A 21,114-nucleotide genomic window follows, 5' to 3' on the forward strand; every position below is an offset into this window, starting at 1 on the left:
CTATTAATCCAACGAATGTTTGTGATTGAAATTATCACTTTCTGTGAAGTCAAAATTCCCAAAGCGCTTCGATTGAAGCAATGCAGCCGCTTCGCGAAATCATTTCCCCTTTAAATGGATGCCGTGTTAAATATGAGCATCCTTTATCAGTGAGGCGCTCATGCTCGACCTGGATCAGCTCCGGACCTTTGTGGCCATTGCCGAAAGCGGCAGCTTCACCAAGGCGGCGGACAATGTGCACAAGACACAGTCGGCGGTGTCGATGCAGATGCGCCGTCTGGAGGAGCGGATCGGCAAACCACTCTTTGTCCGGGTTGGCCGGCAGTCCCGCCTGACCGAACATGGTGAGCGTCTGCTGCATTACGCGCGCCGGCTGGTGCAGTTGAACGACGAGACACTTGCGGCATTCGACGACACCGAATTGGCCGGTCTCGTCCGCCTGGGCACACCTGACGATTACGCCGACCGGTTCCTGCCGGAAATTCTGGCGCGCTTTTCCAGATCCAATCCAAAAGCGGAAGTCAGCGTCGTCTGCGCCCCGACGCCCAATCTGGCCGACATGATCGCCGAGGGCGAACTTGATGTCGCGATCATCACCCACGTGCAGAAACGCGGCCGCAAGAATGTCGACCTCGTCCGGCGCGAGCCGTTGCTCTGGGTCGTTTCCGCCCGTCACGCGGTGGAAAACGAGTCGCCTCTGCCATTGGCGCTCGGGCGCGCCACCTGCGACTGGCGCCGGGCTGCGATCAATGCTCTCAGCGACCAGATGCGCGAGCATCGACTGCTTTATTCGAGCTGGAATTCAACGGCAGTCGGGGCCGCCGTTCTGGCGGGTCTTGCCATTTCCGTCCTGCCGGAATCGGCGCTGCGGTCCGGTATGCGGGTGCTGACGGAGGCCGAAGGCTTTCCGAAACTGCCGGATTGCGAGATCGGGATCATGCGGTCCTGGCACAACAATTCCCGTGTGACGGACGCACTTGTCGAGCACATCGTGTCGTCGCTCGACAACCTTTCGGTGCCGCTGGCAGCGGAATAGTTGCAAATAATCGGCATTATCAAAATGATTTCAAAATCTTACCTAGGGTAGTTTTTTCTTCGGGTGGTCAAATACGGATTGAGTTGTAAGAAATTTTGATGTATCTTTAACCAATCAATTCGAATCTCAAATCTCACCACTGGTTTGTGGCTCATTTATAGGGTCCTTGCATGCATCACGCACTGGACATCGACCAACTTCGGACGTTTTTAGCTATCGCGGAACTTGGGAGCTTCACCAAGGCTGGTGAGGCCGTGCACAAGACGCAGTCTGCGGTCTCCATGCAGATGCGGCGGCTGGAAGAGCGCGTCGGACAACCGATTTTCATCAAGGACGGGCGCCAGTCCAGGCTGACCGAAAACGGCTTGCGGCTGGTCGAATTTGCCCGCCGCATGATCATGCTGAACGATGAGACCCTGTCTGCCTTCAATGGCCAGAAGGAGGTCGGCCATGTGAAGCTGGGCGTGCCGGACGACTATGCCGACCGTTTGCTGCCGCAGGTGCTTGCGGCCTTCAACCGGCTCAATCCTTCCATCGAAGTGCAAGTGGAATGTATCTCCAGTCACCGGCTGACGGAAGCGATCCGGGAAGGAACGCTCGACGTCGCCATCACGACCTCCCAGGATACGATGGATCTGCGTGGCGAAATCATCCGCCGTGAGCCGCTCTATTGGGTAACGGCCTCCCAGCACTCTGCTCATACCCAGGACGTTGTCCGGCTGGCCCTCGGTCCGGTCACCTGCGGCTGGCGCCGGCTTTCCATGGATGCTCTCGACCGGGCAGGCCGTCCCTACCGGGTCTCCTACACCAGTTCCAGCGCGGCCGCCCTTGTCGGTGCCGTTCAGGCCGGGCTTGCCGTAACGGTGTTTCCGGAAAGCGCGATCCGCGATGGCATGCGCATTCTGGACGAGAAGGACGGGTTTCCGACGCTGCCCTATTGCGACATCGCCCTACTGAGGTCCGATACCGCCCGCGAAGCCATGCACGACACATTGTGCAACCACCTTGTGGCGGCCATCGGCAACGTTGGCAGCGGCACATCGCAACTGGCGGCGGAATAAGCTTCCGCCGTCCGGCTTCTTTTCAGGTCAGCGATAGAGTTAGCGGGCGCGCAGCATCATCAGATTGCCGACGATGACGCAGACAAGGCCTGCCGCCGCTATCGACGTCCACTGATACCCTTCGAATATCGTCGACAAGGTGAGAGCGACCACGGGAAAAAGCACGGTGGCATAGCCAGCCCGTGCCGAGCCGATACGTCCGAGCAGCGTCAGGTAGGAGGCAAAGGCGATGACCGAGGAAACGACCGCCAGATAGATCAGGCTGCCAACATAGTTGACGGACCATTCCATGGAAAAGGTCTGACCGCGCAGGGCCGAAAACAGTCCCAGAAACAGCATTCCGTAGACCATGCCCCAGGCAGTGGCGGGCGTAACGCCGATGCCGCGCCGCTGGGTGTCCGCCGACAGCATGTTGCCGAGACAGAAGGAAAAGGTGCCGCCAATGCACATGGCAAGGCCGATGGCGGCGTCCTCGTTGAACTCGGCCCCGGCCAGTTTCGGCCAGAACATCAGTCCGATGCCGAGAAAGCCGAGCAGGCCTGCGGCAAGCGCAATCGGGCTTGGCCGCTGGCCGAACAGGATCAGCCCCAGGAAGAGATTGAAGATAGAGGCGGTGGAGAAGATTACCGCCAGCAGCCCGGACGGCAACACCGCTGCGCCATAGTAGAACAGGGTGAAGTTGGTGGAAAACAGAAGCACGCCAAGACCGGCAAACCGCATGTGATCCTGAAGTCCGAAGGCCAGTTGGTGGCCGCGAAAGCGCGCCCAGACCATCATGATCGAAGCCGCCAGCACAAAACGCCAGAACACCGAGACCTCAGGCGCAACCGTTACCACCTGACCCTTCATCGCAATCCAGCTAAAGCCCCAGGCCAGAACGGTTACGGCGTAAAGACCATAGTCTGTCGCGCTGAAACCGGCAGAGGTGTGCCGGAGGCTGGGGGATGCAACGCTCATGAAGGAACCGATCTTTGTGGAGATATCGGCACTCAGATTGGCGACCTCAACACTTCAATGCAAATGATTGTTTTTGATGTTTTCATCAAGGTTGCGCATGGATAAAGTCTGTCCGGAACGGGAGCGATTGGGCTCACGGGCGCGTTTGAGGACAACATGCAATTTCTCGTCGTTGAGAACTATGAGCATACGGAACTCGGCATTCTGGGCCGTGTGGCCGCGCAGGAAGGACATAGCTGGAAGACCGTCAAGGCCCATCAGGGCGAGCCGCTTCCCTCGGCAGCCGATGCGTTTTCCGGATTGGTCGTATTGGGCGGAGCCCAGGATGCGCTGGCCGATGAAGCCTACCCGCATCTGCCGCAGGTTTGCGACCTGATCCGTGCCTTTGACGATGCCGGCAAGCCTGTCCTGGGCATTTGTCTTGGCTCACAGTTGATCGCCCGCGCCTTCGGGGGAGAGAACCTTCTGGGCCTCCCGGTGGAATTCGGTTGGCGCGATGTGACACCGACGGACGCGGGGCTGGAAGATCCTGTCGTTGGCACGCTTGGAGAAGGGGCGCCGCAGTTCCACTGGCATTCCGATACGGTGACACTGCCAGACGGTGCGGTGCTTCTGGCAAGCAGCGCCATGACGCCGGTTCAGGCTTTCCGGATGGGTGAGCTGACTTACGCAATCCAGTTTCACTTTGAAACCGGCCTGCCGGAAGTGCGCAACTGGTCTGAAGCCTTCGCCGAAGATATCCGCGCGCATACGCCGGACTGGCATGACCGACTGGAGGCTGAAGCAGCCCGGCACGCAGAGCAGGCCGACGAGACGGGAGCCGCAATTTCGAAAGCCTGGCTGTCGTTGCTTTAAGACCCTCCGGGCTTCCTGGCCGGTGTGACCCCGAACGTTGTCATCCCGGTTTGCCACAAAGCGGCAAGACCGGGATACAGTAATTGACCAGGCTAGGTAGCCGGGCGAATTCACCTCGGTCACTTGCGAGAGGCCAGCACGGCTTCTGAACACACGGTCGTCAGACCACAGGCGTTCCGCCGGTCAGAACCGTCTGCAGGGCCGTTTCGTCCAGGTTGCCTCCCGACAGAATGATACCTGCTTTCTTGCCTTGAAGCTTCGGCGCGTCCTGCATCAGGGCGGCGAGCGCGGCGGCGCCCGCGCCTTCGGCAAGATTATGCGTATCGGAAAACAGAATGCGGATGGCGGCGGCAATCTCGTCATCGCTCACCATTGCAATCCGGTCCGCACCGTTTTGCAGGATGTCGAGCGCGGCTTGTACCGGCTCCCGGCAGGCCATGCCGTCGGCGAATGTGGCTGCGGTCTCCGTGGTGACGATCTTGCCGGCCTCAATGGAAAGCCGGTAGGCGGGGGCCTTTTCCGTGACAACCGGAACGATTTCGGTTTTCAGACCCAGCAGATCGCGAACCGTGATCAGTCCGCAGGCGCCCGAGCCCATGCCGACGGGAACATAGACCACATCGAGATTGGCATGCATCTGGAAGAATTCCAGCGCGTAGGTGGCAACGCCCAGGACGATGTTCTTGTGAAAGCTCGGCACCATCAGGAAACCGCTTTCGCTGGCCAGCCGCTCGGCGGTACGCCGGGAGATGTCGAAATCCCGGCCATCGATCACGAGATCCGCACCGAAGGCTTTCATCGCCCTGTTCTTGCCCTGCGCATTGCCTTCCGGCACCACGATTGTGGCAGGCAGGCCAAGCGTGCGGGCGGCCAGCGCCATCGACTGACCGTGGTTCCCACGGGTCGCCGTGACCACGCCGCTCGGGCGACCGTGCTCTTCGATATGTTTCTGAATATAGACGATGGAGCTTCTGGCCTTGAAGGCACCGATCGGGGTGTGATTCTCGTGTTTTACCGCGATCTCCAGTCCGAAACGCTCTGTCAGGAGCGGCCAGACATAACTTGGCGTTTCCGGCACCAGCTGGCGCACGATCGGAAAAGCGGCTTCAAGGTCTTCCAGGGTAAAAAGAGCGGGCATTTGAAGATTCGGGTCCGGTTCAACGTTCAGATTTGCGGTGAGTATAACTTCGCGAACAAATCTGTCTTTCAGGATCCTGAACCTCTTCGGGCTTGCGCGGCGTGTGTTCCTGGGTCAGGCTTGCCCGCCATGCAACCGCACACTGTTCACCTTCATCAGGGGTCAGCCCCTCTCAGTCGCGAGATGGCCGGGCACAGGCTCAGCCTGCTGCCGGCTGCTGCCTATGATGTCGGCTTCGTTGCCGACGCGGACACCATCGGCTTTGCGTTCGATGTTCAAACGGGCAGCCACGCCGTCGGCTCGGACCGGCAGGAAAATTTCGTGCGCTTGCCCAACACTCTGGCTTTGACGCCCGGCGGGTGTGATGTCCGCTCCCGGTCAGACCGCGGCGGTGAATATCTCTTGCTCAGTGGTGGCGGTATCTGTCTGGCGGGGGATTGCTACCGGACCAACATTCCATCGAAGTCCGCTTTCAGGGCTGCAAGCAGGTTGCGCATGTGGTTGTTGTCGGATGCGCTGCCGGCTTCGCTTGAAAGCGAGGCTTGCATCGCCCGCCTGTCCGAGGCGGTGCAAAAACCACAGCGCCCGGACAAGGCGGCCAGATGGATGACCGGCAATAGGTTCAGAAAGGTTACAGACAGGATCGAGGCCGATCTCGGCTCCAGCCTGACCGTGGCTGGTCTGGCGGCGGAAATCGGCGTTTCGGCCAGTTTCCTGAGCCGGGCCTTCTCGGCATACTGTGGGCAGTCACCCTATGACTATATCGTCAGCCGACGGCTGCAGCGTGCCCGTGCGCTCATCGCGTCCACCTGCACGCCGCTTTCGGAAATCGCCCTCAGTTCAGGCTTTTCGTCGCAAAGTCACATGACGGAAAGTTTCCGGACGCGCCTGGGGATCAGCCCCTCGAAGATCGCGCGCCCGGACAACAGGTGATCGCTCAGAGCACCAGGTTGTGGCGGCCAACCTTGTTGATGTCGGTTTCACCGCACAGCCCCATGGTGACGTCCAGTTCCTTGTGCATGATCTGCAGCACCTTGGAGACGCCTTCCTTGCCCATGGCGCCGAGGCCATAGATGAAGGCACGGCCGATGTAGGTGCTTTTCGCGCCCATCGCGACGGCCTTGAAGACGTCCTGGCCGGACCGGATGCCGCTGTCGAAATGCACTTCGATCCTGTCGCCGACCGCATCGACGATGTCCTGAAGCACTTCATAGGACGCAAGAGCTCCGTCGAGCTGACGGCCGCCATGGTTGGAGACGACGATTGCGTCGGCACCGACATCGGCGGCGATCTTCGCATCCTCCACATCGTTGATGCCCTTGAGGATCAGTTTGCGCTTCCAGTGGGACTTCACCCATTCCACCGAAGACCAGTCGAGGGTCGGGTCGAACTGGCTGTTGGTCCATTCCGCAAGCGAGGTCATGTCGCCGACGCCGGACACATGGCCATGGATGTTGCCGAACTGGCGGCGCTTGGTCTGCATCATGTTCCAGCACCAGCGCGGCTTGAAGGCAAGGTCCAGGAGCACGTGCGGCTTGGGCTTGGGCGGCGTGGACAGGCCGTTCTTCAAGTCTTTGTGCCGCTGGCCCAGCACCTGAAGGTCGAGTGTCAGCACGAGCGCCGAACAGCCGGCATCCGTCGCACGCTGCATCAGGTTTTCCGAAAAGCCCCGGTCGCGCATCACGTAAAGCTGGAACCAGAACGGGTTCTTGGTGTTCTCGGCGACATCCTCGATGGAGCAGACGCTCATGGTGGAGAGCGTGAAGGGCACGCCAAACTCCTCGGCGGCCTGCGCTGCGAGAATTTCACCGTCGGCGTGCTGCATCCCGGTCAGGCCGACAGGGGCAAGGGCAACCGGCATGGCAACGTCCTGGCCGACCATGGTGGTCTTGACCGAACGATTGTCGATATTGCAAGCCACGCGCTGCCGCAGCTTCTGGCGCTTCAGGGCCGCCTCGTTCTCCCGGTAGGTGCTTTGTGTCCAGGACCCAGTATCCGCATAGTCGTAAAACATCTTAGGCACCCGGCGTCGGGCCAGGGCCTGCATATCGGCAACATCGGTCACAACAGTCATCGATTTCCTCCTGAGGCTCACGAGTGAGCCGGTTTTCGGGTCCGTCTCAGGCCGGCAAGCTGTTCGCGCCGGTCCAGGTCCTTCGTTTCGGCAAGGGTGCCGCGCACATAGTCGATGTGGTCTTCCGAGGCTTGCCTTGCGCGGTCGGCATCCCCGACCTGAATGGCGTCGGCAATGGCCTTGTGCTGCTGCAACAGCTCAATGCGTGCCGTCGGGTGGTGGTAGAGCCGGCCGCGGTTGTAGAAGACGCCGTTTTCCAGAAGCCGGTAGCAGGAGCGGAGGGTGTGCAGCATCACCACATTGTGGGCCGCTTCACCAACCGCATGATGGAAGGCAACGTCCAGCCGGCTTTCCGCAGGCAGATCCTCGTTGTCATGTGCTTCCTGCATCTGGCGCACGATGTCCTGAAGTCTCGCAAGGTCGGAAGGCGCTGCGCGCGCGGCTGCAAGGGCCGCCGCCTGGCTCTCGATACCGCGCCGGAACTCGAAATAGTCGTTCACCGCGCCCGGATGCCGGGCAATGAGCTGGATCACCGCTTCTGAAAAGATCGGGCCAATGAGGTCGGCAACATAGGTGCCGCCACCCCGACGCGAGGAGATCAGCTCCCGGTCTTCAAGCGTCTTCAGCGCATCGCGAAGGACGGGCCGGGAAACGTCCATCTGGTCGGCAAGGTCACGTTCGGCGGGCAGTCTGTCACCGGATTGCAGCACGCCCTTCAGGATCAGATCCTCAATCTGCTCCACGACGGCATGCGCTGTTTTCTGATGATCGACCGGCTGAAACATGCCGCTCCCGCTCCTTTGTTGGCGCGGAAATTAGCGCCGCTTTTGAAATTGGTCAATTTTTTTGTCCAATTCTTTGTTGCCGAAATGTCGCTCAGGTACCCAATTGCCGGCTGCGTCGAAAATGCCGGTTGGTTTTTGCCATGCCTTCGCGGAATGTAAGGGAGACAGAATTTGACCAAAGTCGGGGGTGCTCCTTGGATCAGGGATCAGAGAACGGGTCTGCCTTTCCTGCCTTTCGCACGTCGCCACTCAGGGAAAAGGTTCTGGGCGAGGTTCATGCCCGGCCGTTTCGCGCGCTGCCCTGTCCGCGGACAGTACTCCACTACGCCTTCCTGACAGATGCCGAAGAAGCTGCCCGCGATCATGCCTGGCTGTCCGAGTTCTGCATTTCCCGTGGCGGTCACGGACCTGCGCCCGGCGCCCGGCATCACACGGTCAATTTCGGCGGCGGCACCTTGAGCTGGGAACAGCACGCGGAATTCACCACCTACACATGGGACGGCACCGCCCACGAAGAAACGATTTTCGGCCAGGTGCCGATCAACCATCCCTTTGGTGCCGCGTTCCGCGCGCCTGGCGATCTGCTGGTCGCCGTCAGGCTGGAACTGCGTGGGGGCGACGAGGGCAAGGAATGGCGAAACCAGTTCGATGAGGGCAGCCTGACGGTCTCCAATCTGGAAGACGGTGCCGCCATGGTGGCGACCGACTTCCGGCAGGATGGCGATGGCCTGACGCGGCTGCTGGTCTGTAACCGGACCTTGAGCGACGTTCAGTCCGGCGCAGTCGTCCAGCGGCTTCTGGAAGTGGAGACCTACCGCACCCTGGCGATGCTGGGCCTGTTCGAAGCAACGAGACTGCAGCCGGACATCCGGCGGTTCGAGATCGAGCTTGCGGCATTGACCGGCCAGATGCAGGAGACTTCCGCGCTGGGGGCCAATCAGGAACTTCTGGACAAACTGAGCGGCCTGGCCGCGGCGCTGGAGGCCGGTGCGACGGCCAGCACGTTCCGGTTCGGGGCGAGCCGTGCTTATGACCAGATCGTGCGGGCGCGGCTGGAGACCCTGCGTGAAGAGGCTGCCCCCGGCGAACTATCCATGGCTTCCTTCCTCGTCCGCCGTCTTGCACCGGCCATGCGCACCTGCCAGGCGATCGAAGACCGTCAGGCGATGCTGTCGCGCAAGCTGGCACGGGCCACCACGCTTCTGCGCACCCGGGTCGACGTGGAACTGGAAGAACAGAACCGCTCATTGCTGGAATCGATGAACCGGCGGGCCCACCTTCAGCTTCGCCTGCAGCAGACCGTCGAGGGCCTGTCCGTCGCGGCGGTGAGCTACTACGTCGTCGGCCTGATTTCCTATCTCGCGAAAGCCGCCAAGGAAACCGGCCTGCCGCTGCCGGATGCCAACGTGATGACAGGCATATCCGTTCCGCTGGTCGTGCTGGTGATCTGGTGGACGGTCAAACGCATTCGCCAGAAACATGGCGAGCATTGAAACCGTAAACGGCAGCGCGCATCGATGGCTTCTTCATAAACCGGATCGTCATCCCGGCCAAGCAAAGCGCGAGCCGGGACCCGGGGAGCCACCAGATCCTGAGGTTTGCAGGAAACACTGTTGACACCGAGGCTCACCGGTCCCGGATCTCCGCTTCGCTGCGTCCGGGATGACTGATGAGAGGCGTCACCTGACACAAAAAAGGCCGGGTCGCCCCGGCCTTCTTGTCAGTCGGCAAGCAGTGCTTACTTGCTGGAACCGTCTTCGTTGTACTGATTCAGGTAGGCGATGACGTTCTCACGGTCGTCTTCCTTCTTCAGACCGGCAAAAGCCATCTTGCCCTTCGGAATCAGGTCCTTCGGTTTGGTCAGGTAAGCATCGAGCGTTTCGTCGTCCCAGACCTTGCCATCGGCCAGTTCAAGCAGGTTGGCGGAATACTTGTAGCCGTCAACCGCGCCCCATGGCCGGCCGACAATACCGTTCAGTTCCGGACCGACCTTGTTTTTGGCGTCAGGACCAACCGCGTGGCACGCGGCGCATTTCTTGAAAACTTTTTCACCCTTGGCAGGGTCGCCATCGGCGCTAGCCTGAACGGTCAGGGCCAGAAGCGCGGTTCCGGCGATCATCAGCAGTCGCTGCATGTATATCTCCCTCGATTTGGGTGTTTGAAACCCGTTCCAACAGAACAGGATGTCACGCTTTGATGCAAGTGACGGACCGTCGCATCTTGTCCGAGCCTCCTGCAATCACCCCGCGGTCATGTTGCGACCGGATCGGTATCAGCCCGCGCGGGCGCTGCTCGGCAGGCGCAACCAGTCTTCCAGGCCATCGTCCCAATAGGGCGACGAGCCATAGAGCCCGGCCAGAAAATCAATGAAAACGCGCACCTTGGCCGGCAGGAACTGGCGGCTGGGATAGACGGCGTAAAGCCCGACATCCTTCGAGGCCCGGTACTCGGGCAGCAGGATCTGCAGTTTGCCTTCCCGCAGTTCCGGACCGACGTCCCATGTGGATCGGAGCGCGACACCGACGCCCGCCAAAAGGCATTCCCGCACGACCTCGTTGGAGTTGGTCTTGATCGGCGCCTGCGTGCGAACCGTCTCGATGCCGTTCGGTCCTGCGAGCCGCCACGGGTCCTGATTGGTCGCCGCGATGGTCACGTGATTGGCAACGAGATCCTCGATACTCTCCGGAATGCCGTATTTGTCGAGATAGGCAGGGCTTGCGCACAGCACACGGTGTACCGGTGCAAGTCGCCGGGCAACGAGGCTGGAATCGGAGAGCTCGGCAATGCGGATGGCAAGATCGTATCCGTCTCCGACAATGTCGACAAAATCGTCGGAGAGATCGAGGTTGACCGACAGATCGGTGTTTTCCGCCAGGAAAGTGCCGAGATGAGGGGCAATATGCAGGCGGCCAAAGGACGTCGGCACAGCCACCTTCAGATTGCCGCGTGCCTTGGCCGACCCGCGTGAGACGAATGATTCGGCTTCTTCGACGGAGGCGAGAATGGCCACCACTCGCTCGTAAAATCCTTGTCCGGCCTCCGTCATGGCAATCTGGCGTGTCGTGCGTTGCAGCAGCCTGGTTCCGAGTTTTTCTTCCAGTCGCCGGATGCGCTTGGAAACCACTGCGGGCGACAGGCTCATTTCGCGGCCGGCTGCCGACATGCTGCCGGCACTCACCACCCTTGCGAAAATCTCCATGTCGGTCAGATTGCTCATTTTCAATCTCTCAGAAAGACAATTAGTATTTGCCGGTCGTTTTCCTTGGGCACGAACCTTGCCAGACTCGTACAAGGGGAATTCAATGCCATCAGGTGTTACGCAAGGCCAATTCGATTGGATCAGCGTATAAAATGCATAAGGAGTTCATTTCGTGACCGCCATTGCGATGCCCGCGCCCGATCAGGCCGTTTTGGCCCGCCGCCAGGAAATCCTGAGCGCGCTCCAGGCGATTGTGCCCGGAGAAGGGGTGATCCATGACGAACGCGAGATGCGCGCCTATGAGACTGATGCGCTGACGGCCTACCGTCAACTGCCGCTGATTGTTGTTTTGCCGGAAACGGTCGAGCAGGTCTCCAGGGTTCTGAAATATTGCCACGACAACGACGTAAAGGTCGTTCCGCGCGGCGCGGGCACATCTCTCTCCGGCGGTGCGCTTCCTCTGGAAGACGGTGTGCTGCTGTCGATGATGAAGTTCAACCGTGTGCTCGACATCGATTATGAGAACCGCGCCGTCGTCGTTCAGCCCGGCGTCACCAATCTGGGCATCACCCGCGCGGTAGAGCATGAAGGCTTCTACTACGCGCCGGATCCGTCTTCGCAGATCGCCTGTTCCATCGGTGGCAACATCGCGGAAAACTCCGGCGGCGTGCACTGCCTGAAATACGGGCTGACCACCAACAACGTTCTTGGCCTTGAAATGGTGCTCATCACCGGAGAGGTCATCCGCCTTGGCGGCAAGCATCTGGACAGCGAAGGCTATGACCTCCTGGCCCTGATGACAGGTTCGGAAGGTCTGCTCGGAGTCGTGACCGAAGTGACCGTGCGGATCCTGCAAAAGCCTGAAACCGCGCGGGCGCTTCTGATCGGCTTTCCCACCAGCGAGGATGGCGGCCGCTGCGTGGCCGACATTATCGCCGCCGGCATCATCCCCGGCGGTATGGAGATGATGGACAAACCTGCCATCCACGCCGCTGAGGATTTCGTCAATGCGGGCTACCCACGCGATGTCGAGGCCTTGTTGATCGTCGAGCTGGACGGACCGGAAGACGAGGTCAACTATCTGATCGAACGAGTGGAAGAAATAGCCAACGCCAACCGGGCCAGCCATGTGCGCGTTTCCCAAAGCGAGGAAGAGCGCATGACCTTCTGGGCCGGACGCAAGGCCGCATTCCCGGCCGTGGGCCGCATTTCGCCGGATTATCTTTGCATGGACGGCACCATACCGCGCCGCGAGCTGCCGAAGGTTCTTGCCCGTATGCGGGAGCTATCGGTTAAACACGGGCTTGGCGTCGCCAACGTTTTTCATGCTGGTGACGGCAACCTGCATCCTCTGATCCTCTACGATGCCAACAAGCCTGGTGAGCTGGACGCAGCCGAGGCCTTCGGCGCGGACATCCTCCGGCTGTGTGTCGAGGTCGGCGGCGTTCTGACCGGCGAGCACGGGGTCGGCATCGAAAAACGCGATCTGATGACGGACATGTTCACCGAAGCGGATCTGAAGCAGCAGCAGCGTGTCAAATGCGCTTTCGACCAGAAGCACCTGCTTAATCCGGGCAAGGTTTTTCCCGTGCTGCACCGCTGCGCGGAACTTGGCAAGATGCACGTTCACAAGGGCCAGTTGCCCTTTCCAGACATTCCGCGGTTTTGAGGGCAAGGCATGGACGCGACACTGAAACCGCAAAGCACCGGAGATGTGGAAAAGGTGGTGGCCTGGGCTGCTGCCGAAGACCAGCCTCTGGAAATCATCGGCCAGGGCTCGAAGCGGGCGCTCGGCCGGCCTGTCCAGGCCGCCCATGTTCTGGATCTTTCTGGGCTGACCGGTATCGAGAGTTATGAACCGGCGGAGCTGGTGCTGACCGTGAAGGCCGGCACTCCGATTGCCGAGGTGGAGAAGCTGGTCGATGACAACGGCCAGGAACTGTCTTTCGAACCGATGGATTTCGGCCCGCTTCTGGGCTGCGCACCGGCGCAGGGCACGATCGGCGGTGTGCTGGCGGCAAATCTCTCCGGTCCCCGCCGGATCAAGGCCGGTGCCGCGCGCGATCACGTGCTTGGCATGGAAGCCGTGTCCGGGCGGGGAGAAGTGTTCAATTCCGGCGGCAAGGTGGTCAAGAACGTCACCGGTTACGACCTGCCGAGGGCCTTGTGCGGTTCCTACGGAACGCTTGCGGTTGCGACGACCGTCACGCTGAAGGTCAATCCCAAGCCGGAAACATCGGCAACCTTCATGCTGTCCGGGCTCGATGACGACGACGGCATCAAGGCACTGTGCCAGGCCATGGGATCGTCCGCGGAAATCTCGGGTGCGGCCCATCTGCCTGCCGGTGTCAATGGCGGCAGCAGCTCAACCCTGTTGCGGCTGGAAGGCTTTTCGACCTCGGTGGATTACCGCTTCAGGACGCTGCAGACATTGCTTGCAAGCTATGGGGCACCGTCGCGGCTGGAGGCGGTGGAGACAGGGTCGCTCTGGCAGACGATCCGGGACGTCAAACCCTATGCCGACGGTACAACGCCCGTCTGGCGGATTTCCGTTGCTCCGACGGCGGGGCCGCAACTGGTTGCCGGCTTGAGGGAAACATTCGAACTGCAGGCATATTACGACTGGAGCGGTGGTCTTGTCTGGCTGTCCTGTCTGGATGGCGCTCTGCACGAGGCGGACATTCGAGCTGCGATCGATGCGGTCGGCGGGGGTCATGCAACGCTTGTGCGGGCCGATGCGTCTCAGCGCGCGAATGCTTCCGTGTTTCACCCGCAGCCCGGTCCGCTGGCAGCCTTGTCACGCCGACTGAAGGAACAGTTCGACCCGAAAGGCATTCTAAATCCTGGAAAAATGGTCAGTGGCGTGTAGTGTGAAGGCATAATCGTCACGCGCATTTCAAACGGAGTGCCTTCATGGATCAACAGTCCGAAGTTTCAGGCTACATGGAGCCTGGCGGCAAGAACGCCACGCTCGTTTATATTCTTTATCTGGCAAATATCATCGTTCCCTTCACCGCCATTGTCGGTGTCATCTTCGCCTATCTCAACCGGGGCAAGGGATCGGCCTGGGTAGACAGCCACTACACCTATCAGATCCGCACCTTCTGGATCGGGCTGCTGTTCGGTATCGTCAGCGGTCTTCTGACCCTGGTCCTGATCGGCTTCCTGATGTTGATCGCCGTACTGGTCTGGATGATTGTCCGCTGCATCAAGGGGCTTCAGTTGGCAGGTCGCAACGAGCCTGTGCCAAATCCGGAAACCTGGATGGTCTGATCATGGGACAAGGCCCGTCCGCAATGTGCGGTACGGGCCTCGAACCTTCAACAGGCTGCCGGTACGTTGGTTGTTACTGCGCCGGCAGGCATTTCACCGTGACGTCATAGCCGTAGCCATCGCGCTGATGTGTGGTGTTTTTATAGGACCACTTGTTCTTTGCGGCCTTGTTCTTCTTCGCCGCCACGGCGTCCAGTTCGAAATAGGCCTTGGCGGACACGGTCCAGGTCTTGCTGAGCGCGACCGACTTCTTCATGCCGCCCTTCAGCACCTTGTCCAGATTGAGCGAGCACGCCTGAACCGGATCCCAGCCCTGCCACTTCACCTTGGCCATCGCGATCACCGGCTTGTAGGAAAGGGAAACCGTGCGCTTGGTGCCTGCACCAACATCGCGGTTCTGAAAGCTCTTGCTCCACAGGTCGCCGTCCGCTTCGAAATACTGCACGTTCTTGAAGGAACCCACCTTCATGGCAACGATCCGCTCGCCACTCGTGGCCTTGGCCGACAGGCGCAGCAGGAACCGGTGATTGCCGGACTTGATCTTGGTGTAGTTGTAGGAGTTGGCTTTCACTTCGACGGGAATGACGTCGATGCCGTCGCGCTTGACTTCCACTTTCTCGATCCAGTCCTTGGCCATGGCACCTGTTGCGACACTGGCCAGAACAGCAGTCAGAACGGCGGTTTTTGAAATCATCTTAATCATCAAATCAATTCCTTGGTTGGTATATCAATCTTCCACGCCTTGCACCTTAGGCGGCCGGCGTTGAACCGATCCTGAGCGCGGCATTTATCTTCGGTTCATGTTCCCGGCCATGGTGCACGGGGCTCTGGAAGCGGAGGGACAGAAAGTCAGAGGTGGCAAAACCGTTGTGCCGCAAAGGTGCCTTGTGCGGCTCTTCTTCTGACCGTACGATCCGCCTCGCTCGGAAGGAGAGGCCCGGGACGAAGGGCCATTGAGGGATACGGGGGCAATGCAGACAAATTTCACCGCAGAGCAGTTGAAAGACAGTCACGTCGCAGCGTCGGAGAAGATCCTGCGCAAATGCGTACACTGCGGTTTTTGCACGGCCACGTGCCCGACCTTCACACTTCTGGGGGACGAGCTCGACAGCCCGAGGGGCCGGATCTACCTGATCAAGGACATGCTGGAGAACGACCGTCCGGCGGACAAAACCATCGTCAAGCATATCGACAGGTGCCTGTCGTGCCTCGCCTGCATGACCACCTGTCCGTCCGGCGTGCATTACATGCATCTGGTCGATCATGCGCGCACCCACATTGAGAAGACCTACAAGCGCCCGCTTGCCGACCGCCTGATGCGTTCACTCCTCGCGTTTGTTCTGCCGCATCCGAAGCGGTTCCGGCTGGCGCTGATCGGCGCGTATTTCGGCCGGCCATTTGCCGGTCTCCTGAAGAGGATGGGCGGCCCGCTCGCCAAGATGGGCGCGATGCTGGAACTGGCACCTGCCAGGGCGCCAGGACGCGGCCAGCTCGAAGGACCCGGGATCTTCACGGCTGAAAGCCCCAAACGCAAGGGCCGTGTTGCGCTCCTCAGCGGCTGTGCCCAGCCTGTTCTCAATCCCGGTATCAACGATGCGACCATCCGGCTGTTGCGCCGCGCCGGCTACGAGATCGTGCTTCCCGAAGGCGAGGTCTGCTGCGGCGCGCTCGTTCATCACATGGGCAAGGAAGAGGCCTCGCTGGAGAATGCTCGCCGCAATGTGGATGTCTGGATGAAGGAAGCCGAGGGGGAGGGCCTGGACGCCATTCTCATCACCGCCTCCGGCTGCGGAACCACCATCAAGGACTACGGCTTCATGCTGAGGGACGATCCGGCCTATGCCGAAAAGGCGGTCCGGGTGTCAGCTCTCGCCAAGGACATCACCGAGTTTCTGACCGGTCTGGACCTGGGCGAGCCGCCGATGCAGCCCGGCCTGACGGTTGCCTATCACTCGGCGTGCTCCATGCAGCACGGCCAGAAGATCACCCGCCAGCCGAAGGATCTTCTGAAGGCGGCCGGTTTTGCCGTCAAGGATGTTCCCGAAGGCCATCTGTGCTGCGGGTCGGCCGGCACCTACAACATTCTCCAGCCGGAGATCGCCCGCCGCCTGCGCGACCGCAAGGTTGCCAACATCGAAAAGACCCGGCCGGACGTAATCGCAACAGGCAATATCGGCTGCATGACGCAGATCGGCCTAGGCACCGACATTCCGATCCTGCACACGGCCGAACTTCTCGACTGGGTTTATGGGGGCCCGCAGCCTGAAAGCCTGACACCGGTGCTTCAGCAGCGCGCGGCAGCGGAATAGGCAGGACAGAGCGACCCGCAGTTGCGGGGTCGGGTCTGAGGCTTGTCAGAGCTCCCGCGTGCCCAGTTGAACTGGCGTCTTGTCTCCGCCTGAAGGACCGTCCACAGGCTCTCCGGCCAGGCGGAGCGAGCGTTCCAGCAGTTCCTCGTAGATGGGACGTCCGCCCAGGTGGTGGGCCGTCAGCGAAGCCGTGGTGCAGGTGATCAGCACGGGCATGATCAACGAATAAGCACCGGTCAGCTCCATAACCAGCACCACGCCGACGAGCGGTGCACGCACCGAAGCGGCGAAGAAACCGCCCATGGCGGCGACGGCGCATGCGCTGCGGAAATCGTCATCAACCGGCAGCAGTTCGGCTGACGCGACACCGAAAGCAAGACCGGCACAGGTCGCGATCGACAGCATCGGGGCAAAGATGCCGCCGGGCACGCCGGATGCATAGGAGAAGAGAACACCCCCGAAGCGCAGCAATGTCAGCACCAGCAGCGTGATCACCCCGTAGTTTGTCAGAATGAGGTCGTGAACCAGCTCCTCCCCGCCACCGGTGGCGGCAGGAAGAATGTTGAGCAGAATGCCTGTTGCCGCTCCGATGACAACGGCCGGGACCCAGCGCAGGCCGGAGGGGATCTTCAGGAAGAGATCCATCACCGTGATCAGCGCCCGGTTGAAGAACACGCCGAGAGCACCGAGGAAAAGACCGAGAACCGCTAGCAGCGCAAAGCTCCAGACCGGCACGAAACCGACATCCACCTGTAGTGGCGGGCCGATGCTGGTCAGTTGTTCGGTGATCGCCGCACTCAGGATCGATGCGATAATGACGGCCATATAGGTGCGATAGCCGAAGGGAAACTGGCGGCGGGTTTCCTCAACGATGAACAGGATGGCCGCAAGCGGGGCGTTGAACGCAGCCGCAAGTCCGGCTGCCGCGCCGGCCGCCAGAAGGCCCTTGTGGTCATCGCCTGACAGATCCTGTGAGCGTGAAAGAGCCTCGGCGGTCATCGCCCCCATGTGGATGGTCGGGCCCTCCCGCCCAAGCACAAGACCGGATCCGAGTGCCAGCAGGCCGCCAAAGAACTTGGCAATGAGAACGCGCGGCCAGTGGAGCGGCCGCTTGTCTTCCATCGCGCCTTCAATTTCCTGGATACCGCTGCCGGCAGCTTCCGGTGCGACGCGCTTGACCAAAATGTAGGCCCCAGTGACACAGGCTGCCGAAATGGCCATGGAGACGACATAGGGCATGTACCCCGGGCCAAGCGCCTGCCGAAGCGCCGCATAGTGTGCAAACAGGAAATCGAGGCCGGTGTGAAATCCGGTTGCCAGGCCGCCGACCAGAATACCGACCAGGGTGGCCTTCAGAAAATAGGCGGCATCCGAACGGACCGATATGGAGGAGAATGGGTCTTTCATGCCGCGGTCCTGAAAGAGATTTTGAGGAAATGGTCGCGGGTCGGCGATTCGACCCTTCGTGCCGTCACACTGCAAAGAAAAGCCAGCCCCCGCAACAAAAACGCGCGGCAGGCCGCGCGTCAGTGTTCCGTTTACCGAGTTGCGAGTAGGACGTTAGATCACATGCACCGTGGTGCCGACCTTCACCCGTTCGTAAAGGTCCATGACATCCTCGTTGCGCATGCGGATGCACCCGGAGGAAACCGCGTGACCGATGGTCCAGGGCTGGTTGGAGCCGTGGATACGGTAGAGGGTCGACCCCAGATACATGGCGCGGGCGCCAAGCGGGTTTTCCGGGCCGCCGGCCATGAAGGTGGGCAGGTCGGGACGGCGCTTGCGCATTTCCGCCGGCGGACGCCAGTCCGGCCATTCGGCCTTGCGGGTGACCTTGTGCGTGCCGGCCCATTCGAAGCCGGGCTTGCCGACGCCGACGCCATAGCGCCGCGCGGTGCCATCGTTCTGGACCAGATAGAGGAACCGTTCGTTGGTATCGATCACGATCGTACCGGCCTTGTGCGGGCCGTCGTAGTTGACGATGGTCGGCAGGAATTGCGGCGCGATCTGCCGGGTCTGCGGGGCTTTCGCCTGACGTTGCGGCTGCTGGCGCACCGGTTGCTGACGGGGTGACCACCAGTTGGCGCGGCGCACCTGCGGCTGCTGAATCCGTTGCTGCTTGAACTGGTAGCGCTGCGCCGTCGAGCGCCGCTGCACCTTCGGCTGGAGTTGCAGCATCCAGGGTTCGGTCAGGTTCGGGCTGAGCACGAGCGGAGGCGGCGAGACCTGGCCTGCGGTTGCCGGAGAGCCGGCAAGGCCGGAAAGACCGGTTGAAAGAACCAGGACACCGGCGAACCCGAGAGCCCTGGGAAGCATATTGCACAAGCGGAACATGGCAGCACTCATCAACTTGTTATCGACCACGTTCAGCGGCCTTTTACAGCCGCCGGTTAACGGATTGGCAAGGATGATAAGCAGCTCAGGCTGTTGCAAAGATGAATCCGGCGTACGGAAATCAGGTAATCTTTTCTTATGGTTAGTCGTTGGTTGAGGAACAGGCTTAACGAAACCCCAACCGTTGAGAGCCTTGCTGGAACAGCCTTTGAAGGCCGTTTGAAAAGACAGTGCTTTCCACGATTCCTTGGTTAACGCACGCGCCGCCGGGCATCGCGTGCCACCAGCGGCAGGATCGACCGGGTCTGCTGTATCGACATGCCCGGCTTGATGCGCGGATCGTAGAGCATGTTCAAAATGATCTGGTCGAACACGGTAAAACGGCTGTGGCGCGAAGAATCGTTAAACACCGAGTGGGTGAGTTGCTCGTCGTCGTTCATCGGCCCCAAGCCCTGCAGAAGTTCCTCGACAAGACAGCGCTTGAACAGGAACTCGCCTTCGTCGGACACGATGACGGCCGCCGAGCGCTTGATGCCCTTGCGGCCGGAAACGACACGTACAAGGCATCGGCCGGGAACCCGGGCATGTTCGTTCTTGTAGATGTCCTTCTTCACCACCGGTTCATACTGGGCCCGGTCGACCACATAGATCTCGAAATTTGCTTTGGCCGGATCGTTGGTGACGTCGGTCGTCAATCCGCCGATGCGGTTGTCGATTTCCATTATGAAGCGATGGACGGTCTGCGTCCTGTCGCGCGCGGACAGATTATGGACATAGAACAGGACCGGGGTGGTGAATTTCTTGACCAGATAGGGACGCCAGCTCCAGCTACGGTACTCAAGCCCGAATACCGTCTTCTCAAATCCTTCCAGAAGCTCTTCCGTAGAGAAGGAATCGCTCGCTGCCGAAGCGGAACTCAACGTGATGGGACCTGTAAGAAGCAGCACACAGGTGACGAGGAAGCGCACGAAAATCATCTAGGTCAAAGCACCGTTTGCAGCCACATCGGCCTGAGGGACATGCCTGTTCATGCGCGCAGCAGTTCGTTGTTAATGAGGGGGGAGGATACCCAAAGCGGTGACGGGAGGAAAGCCAAGAAACCGTTACCAAACACCAAATTATGTCTCTCAGTGTGCCAAGCTTTGAAAAAACAATTCTTTAAACTTCCCACGCTATAAGAGCCCTATTGCGATTTATGAAAGCCTGCAGGGGCGGGGAACGGGAGTAGGCATGGCCGCGGTGAAAAGATCCTTTCGAGCGGAAAGCTTGATGCGCATGAATTCCGGGGCGAACGAGAACCCCGCCTATGCTGAAGAACGTCGTCACCAGGAAGTTCTTGCAGAAATCGCCAGCCTCAAATCCATGATGAGGAATGGCCCGGACAAGCAGGCGCAGCTTGATCCGGAAGAGATGAGTGCGAAGTTCATGGCCGAGTTCCGCAAGGAGCTGTCTGAGGCTGCCAAGCTGAAGGTCGAACTGGACGCCATCTACGAAGCAATTGCCCAGACGAAGCGTGAGATCGCCACCCTGCATCACACCACCGGTGCCAAAGGTGAGGAGATGACCCGGGTCACCAACGAGCTGGATGCCGTCGTGATCGGAACGGAAGGGGCAACCGAAACCATTCTTTCGTCTGCCGAGTATATCGATGAAACGGCCAACACGCTTTCCGCGCGTCTCGGCAAGGAAGATGCCGAACTTGCCAACGACATCCGGGACAAGGTGATCCAGATCTTCGAAGCCTGTAACTTCCAGGATCTGACCGGTCAGCGCATCACCAAGGTGGTTTCGACGCTGCGGTTCGTCGAGGACCGGATCATGCAGATGATGGATATCTGGGGCGGCATCGAAACCTTCAAGGATATCGAAGTCGAACAGCGCGAGCTGAAGGAGGGCGACGCAGCCCTGCTCAACGGTCCGGCGCTGGAAAGCGATGTCGATGTGGCGACCCAGGACGATATCGACGCTCTGTTCGCCTGAGACACCCTTCAAGTCAGATTTTGAAACCCGGCCAAACTGGCCGGGTTTTTTATTTTCGAAGGAATGGCTCGCATTTCGGGTTGCCTCAAGGTATCGGGGAGGGTACCAAGATG

General features: G+C 60.2%; 20 protein-coding genes. 10 read left to right on the top strand and 10 right to left on the bottom strand.

Features of this window, described 5'->3' with window-relative positions:
* Positions 1 to 160: 160 nt before the first annotated feature.
* Entirely contained in the window at positions 161 to 1,036 is an 876-nt protein-coding gene (locus SIAM614_RS14575) for a LysR substrate-binding domain-containing protein (RefSeq protein ID WP_006935582.1), read from the top strand.
* 170 nt (positions 1,037 to 1,206) lie between these two features.
* Positions 1,207 to 2,097 (top strand): LysR substrate-binding domain-containing protein, encoded by an 891-nt coding sequence (locus SIAM614_RS14580; protein ID WP_006935584.1) that lies wholly within the window; start codon positions 1,207 to 1,209, stop codon positions 2,095 to 2,097.
* 39 nt (positions 2,098 to 2,136) lie between these two features.
* Here SIAM614_RS14580 and SIAM614_RS14585 read toward each other — a convergent pair whose 3' ends face one another.
* Positions 2,137 to 3,054: a DMT family transporter gene (locus SIAM614_RS14585; protein WP_006935586.1), complete on the bottom strand. Its 918-nt coding sequence runs from the start codon at positions 3,052 to 3,054 to the stop codon at positions 2,137 to 2,139.
* A gap of 156 nt (positions 3,055 to 3,210) precedes the next feature.
* On the opposite strand from SIAM614_RS14585, the gene SIAM614_RS14590 reads away from it, so the two are divergent.
* Entirely contained in the window at positions 3,211 to 3,909 is a 699-nt protein-coding gene (locus SIAM614_RS14590; RefSeq protein WP_006935590.1) for a type 1 glutamine amidotransferase, read from the top strand.
* 160 nt (positions 3,910 to 4,069) lie between these two features.
* Here the strand turns inward: SIAM614_RS14590 and SIAM614_RS14595 are convergent, their stop codons facing one another.
* On the bottom strand, positions 4,070 to 5,047 hold the full coding sequence (locus SIAM614_RS14595; RefSeq protein WP_006935591.1) for a threonine dehydratase: 978 nt from the start codon (positions 5,045 to 5,047) through the stop codon (positions 4,070 to 4,072).
* 129 nt (positions 5,048 to 5,176) lie between these two features.
* Here SIAM614_RS14595 and SIAM614_RS14600 point away from each other — a divergent pair, with 129 nt between their 5' ends.
* Positions 5,177 to 5,980: a helix-turn-helix transcriptional regulator gene (locus SIAM614_RS14600; protein WP_040440305.1), complete on the top strand. Its 804-nt coding sequence runs from the start codon at positions 5,177 to 5,179 to the stop codon at positions 5,978 to 5,980.
* Between the two features lie 4 nt (positions 5,981 to 5,984).
* On the opposite strand, the gene SIAM614_RS14605 is transcribed toward SIAM614_RS14600, so the two are convergent.
* Both SIAM614_RS14605 and SIAM614_RS14610 read right to left on the bottom strand, forming a co-directional pair.
* Positions 5,985 to 7,121, bottom strand: coding sequence for an alpha-hydroxy acid oxidase (locus SIAM614_RS14605; protein WP_006935593.1), 1,137 nt, complete (start codon positions 7,119 to 7,121; stop codon positions 5,985 to 5,987).
* 17 nt (positions 7,122 to 7,138) lie between these two features.
* Entirely contained in the window at positions 7,139 to 7,906 is a 768-nt protein-coding gene (locus SIAM614_RS14610; RefSeq protein ID WP_006935594.1) for a FadR/GntR family transcriptional regulator, read from the bottom strand.
* A gap of 194 nt (positions 7,907 to 8,100) precedes the next feature.
* On the opposite strand from SIAM614_RS14610, the gene SIAM614_RS14615 reads away from it, so the two are divergent.
* Entirely contained in the window at positions 8,101 to 9,399 is a 1,299-nt protein-coding gene (locus SIAM614_RS14615; protein WP_006935596.1) for a DUF3422 family protein, read from the top strand.
* A gap of 245 nt (positions 9,400 to 9,644) precedes the next feature.
* Here the strand turns inward: SIAM614_RS14615 and SIAM614_RS14620 are convergent, their stop codons facing one another.
* Together SIAM614_RS14620 and SIAM614_RS14625 are read right to left on the bottom strand one after the other, a co-directional pair.
* Positions 9,645 to 10,040, bottom strand: coding sequence for a c-type cytochrome (locus SIAM614_RS14620; RefSeq protein WP_006935598.1), 396 nt, complete (start codon positions 10,038 to 10,040; stop codon positions 9,645 to 9,647).
* Between the two features lie 138 nt (positions 10,041 to 10,178).
* Positions 10,179 to 11,123: a LysR family transcriptional regulator gene (locus SIAM614_RS14625; RefSeq protein WP_006935600.1), complete on the bottom strand. Its 945-nt coding sequence runs from the start codon at positions 11,121 to 11,123 to the stop codon at positions 10,179 to 10,181.
* A 169-nt stretch (positions 11,124 to 11,292) separates the two neighbouring features.
* Here SIAM614_RS14625 and SIAM614_RS14630 point away from each other — a divergent pair, with 169 nt between their 5' ends.
* Genes SIAM614_RS14630 through SIAM614_RS14640 form a run of 3 tightly spaced genes read left to right on the top strand, consistent with a single transcriptional unit; the run spans position 11,293 to position 14,378 of the window.
* The gene (locus tag SIAM614_RS14630) at positions 11,293 to 12,774 is read left to right on the top strand and encodes an FAD-linked oxidase C-terminal domain-containing protein (RefSeq protein WP_006935602.1); all 1,482 of its coding nucleotides are present in this window, start codon (positions 11,293 to 11,295) and stop codon (positions 12,772 to 12,774) included.
* A gap of 9 nt (positions 12,775 to 12,783) precedes the next feature.
* Positions 12,784 to 13,974, top strand: a complete 1,191-nt coding sequence (gene glcE, locus SIAM614_RS14635) for a glycolate oxidase subunit GlcE (RefSeq protein ID WP_006935604.1) — start codon at positions 12,784 to 12,786, stop codon at positions 13,972 to 13,974.
* 44 nt (positions 13,975 to 14,018) lie between these two features.
* On the top strand, positions 14,019 to 14,378 hold the full coding sequence (locus SIAM614_RS14640; RefSeq protein ID WP_006935606.1) for a DUF4870 family protein: 360 nt from the start codon (positions 14,019 to 14,021) through the stop codon (positions 14,376 to 14,378).
* 73 nt (positions 14,379 to 14,451) lie between these two features.
* Here SIAM614_RS14640 and SIAM614_RS14645 read toward each other — a convergent pair whose 3' ends face one another.
* Entirely contained in the window at positions 14,452 to 15,081 is a 630-nt protein-coding gene (locus SIAM614_RS14645) for a hypothetical protein (RefSeq protein WP_040440309.1), read from the bottom strand.
* A 268-nt stretch (positions 15,082 to 15,349) separates the two neighbouring features.
* Between SIAM614_RS14645 and glcF the strand changes: the two genes are divergently transcribed.
* Positions 15,350 to 16,687 (top strand): glycolate oxidase subunit GlcF, encoded by a 1,338-nt coding sequence (gene glcF / locus SIAM614_RS14650; protein ID WP_006935609.1) that lies wholly within the window; start codon positions 15,350 to 15,352, stop codon positions 16,685 to 16,687.
* A 45-nt stretch (positions 16,688 to 16,732) separates the two neighbouring features.
* Here glcF and clcA read toward each other — a convergent pair whose 3' ends face one another.
* The 3 genes from clcA to SIAM614_RS14665 all read right to left on the bottom strand — a co-directional run bounded on the left by clcA (position 16,733) and on the right by SIAM614_RS14665 (position 19,998).
* On the bottom strand, positions 16,733 to 18,094 hold the full coding sequence (clcA, locus tag SIAM614_RS14655; protein WP_006935610.1) for a H(+)/Cl(-) exchange transporter ClcA: 1,362 nt from the start codon (positions 18,092 to 18,094) through the stop codon (positions 16,733 to 16,735).
* A gap of 153 nt (positions 18,095 to 18,247) precedes the next feature.
* The gene (locus SIAM614_RS14660; RefSeq protein WP_050789401.1) at positions 18,248 to 19,021 is read right to left on the bottom strand and encodes a L,D-transpeptidase; all 774 of its coding nucleotides are present in this window, start codon (positions 19,019 to 19,021) and stop codon (positions 18,248 to 18,250) included.
* 251 nt (positions 19,022 to 19,272) lie between these two features.
* On the bottom strand, positions 19,273 to 19,998 hold the full coding sequence (locus SIAM614_RS14665) for a DUF2927 domain-containing protein (protein WP_006935612.1): 726 nt from the start codon (positions 19,996 to 19,998) through the stop codon (positions 19,273 to 19,275).
* A gap of 292 nt (positions 19,999 to 20,290) precedes the next feature.
* Between SIAM614_RS14665 and SIAM614_RS14670 the strand changes: the two genes are divergently transcribed.
* Positions 20,291 to 21,001 (top strand): protein phosphatase CheZ, encoded by a 711-nt coding sequence (locus SIAM614_RS14670; RefSeq protein ID WP_229597975.1) that lies wholly within the window; start codon positions 20,291 to 20,293, stop codon positions 20,999 to 21,001.
* The last annotated feature ends 113 nt before the right edge of the window (positions 21,002 to 21,114 follow it).

It is taken from the genome of Roseibium aggregatum IAM 12614, assembly GCF_000168975.1.
GTDB classification, from domain to species: domain Bacteria; phylum Pseudomonadota; class Alphaproteobacteria; order Rhizobiales; family Stappiaceae; genus Roseibium; species Roseibium aggregatum.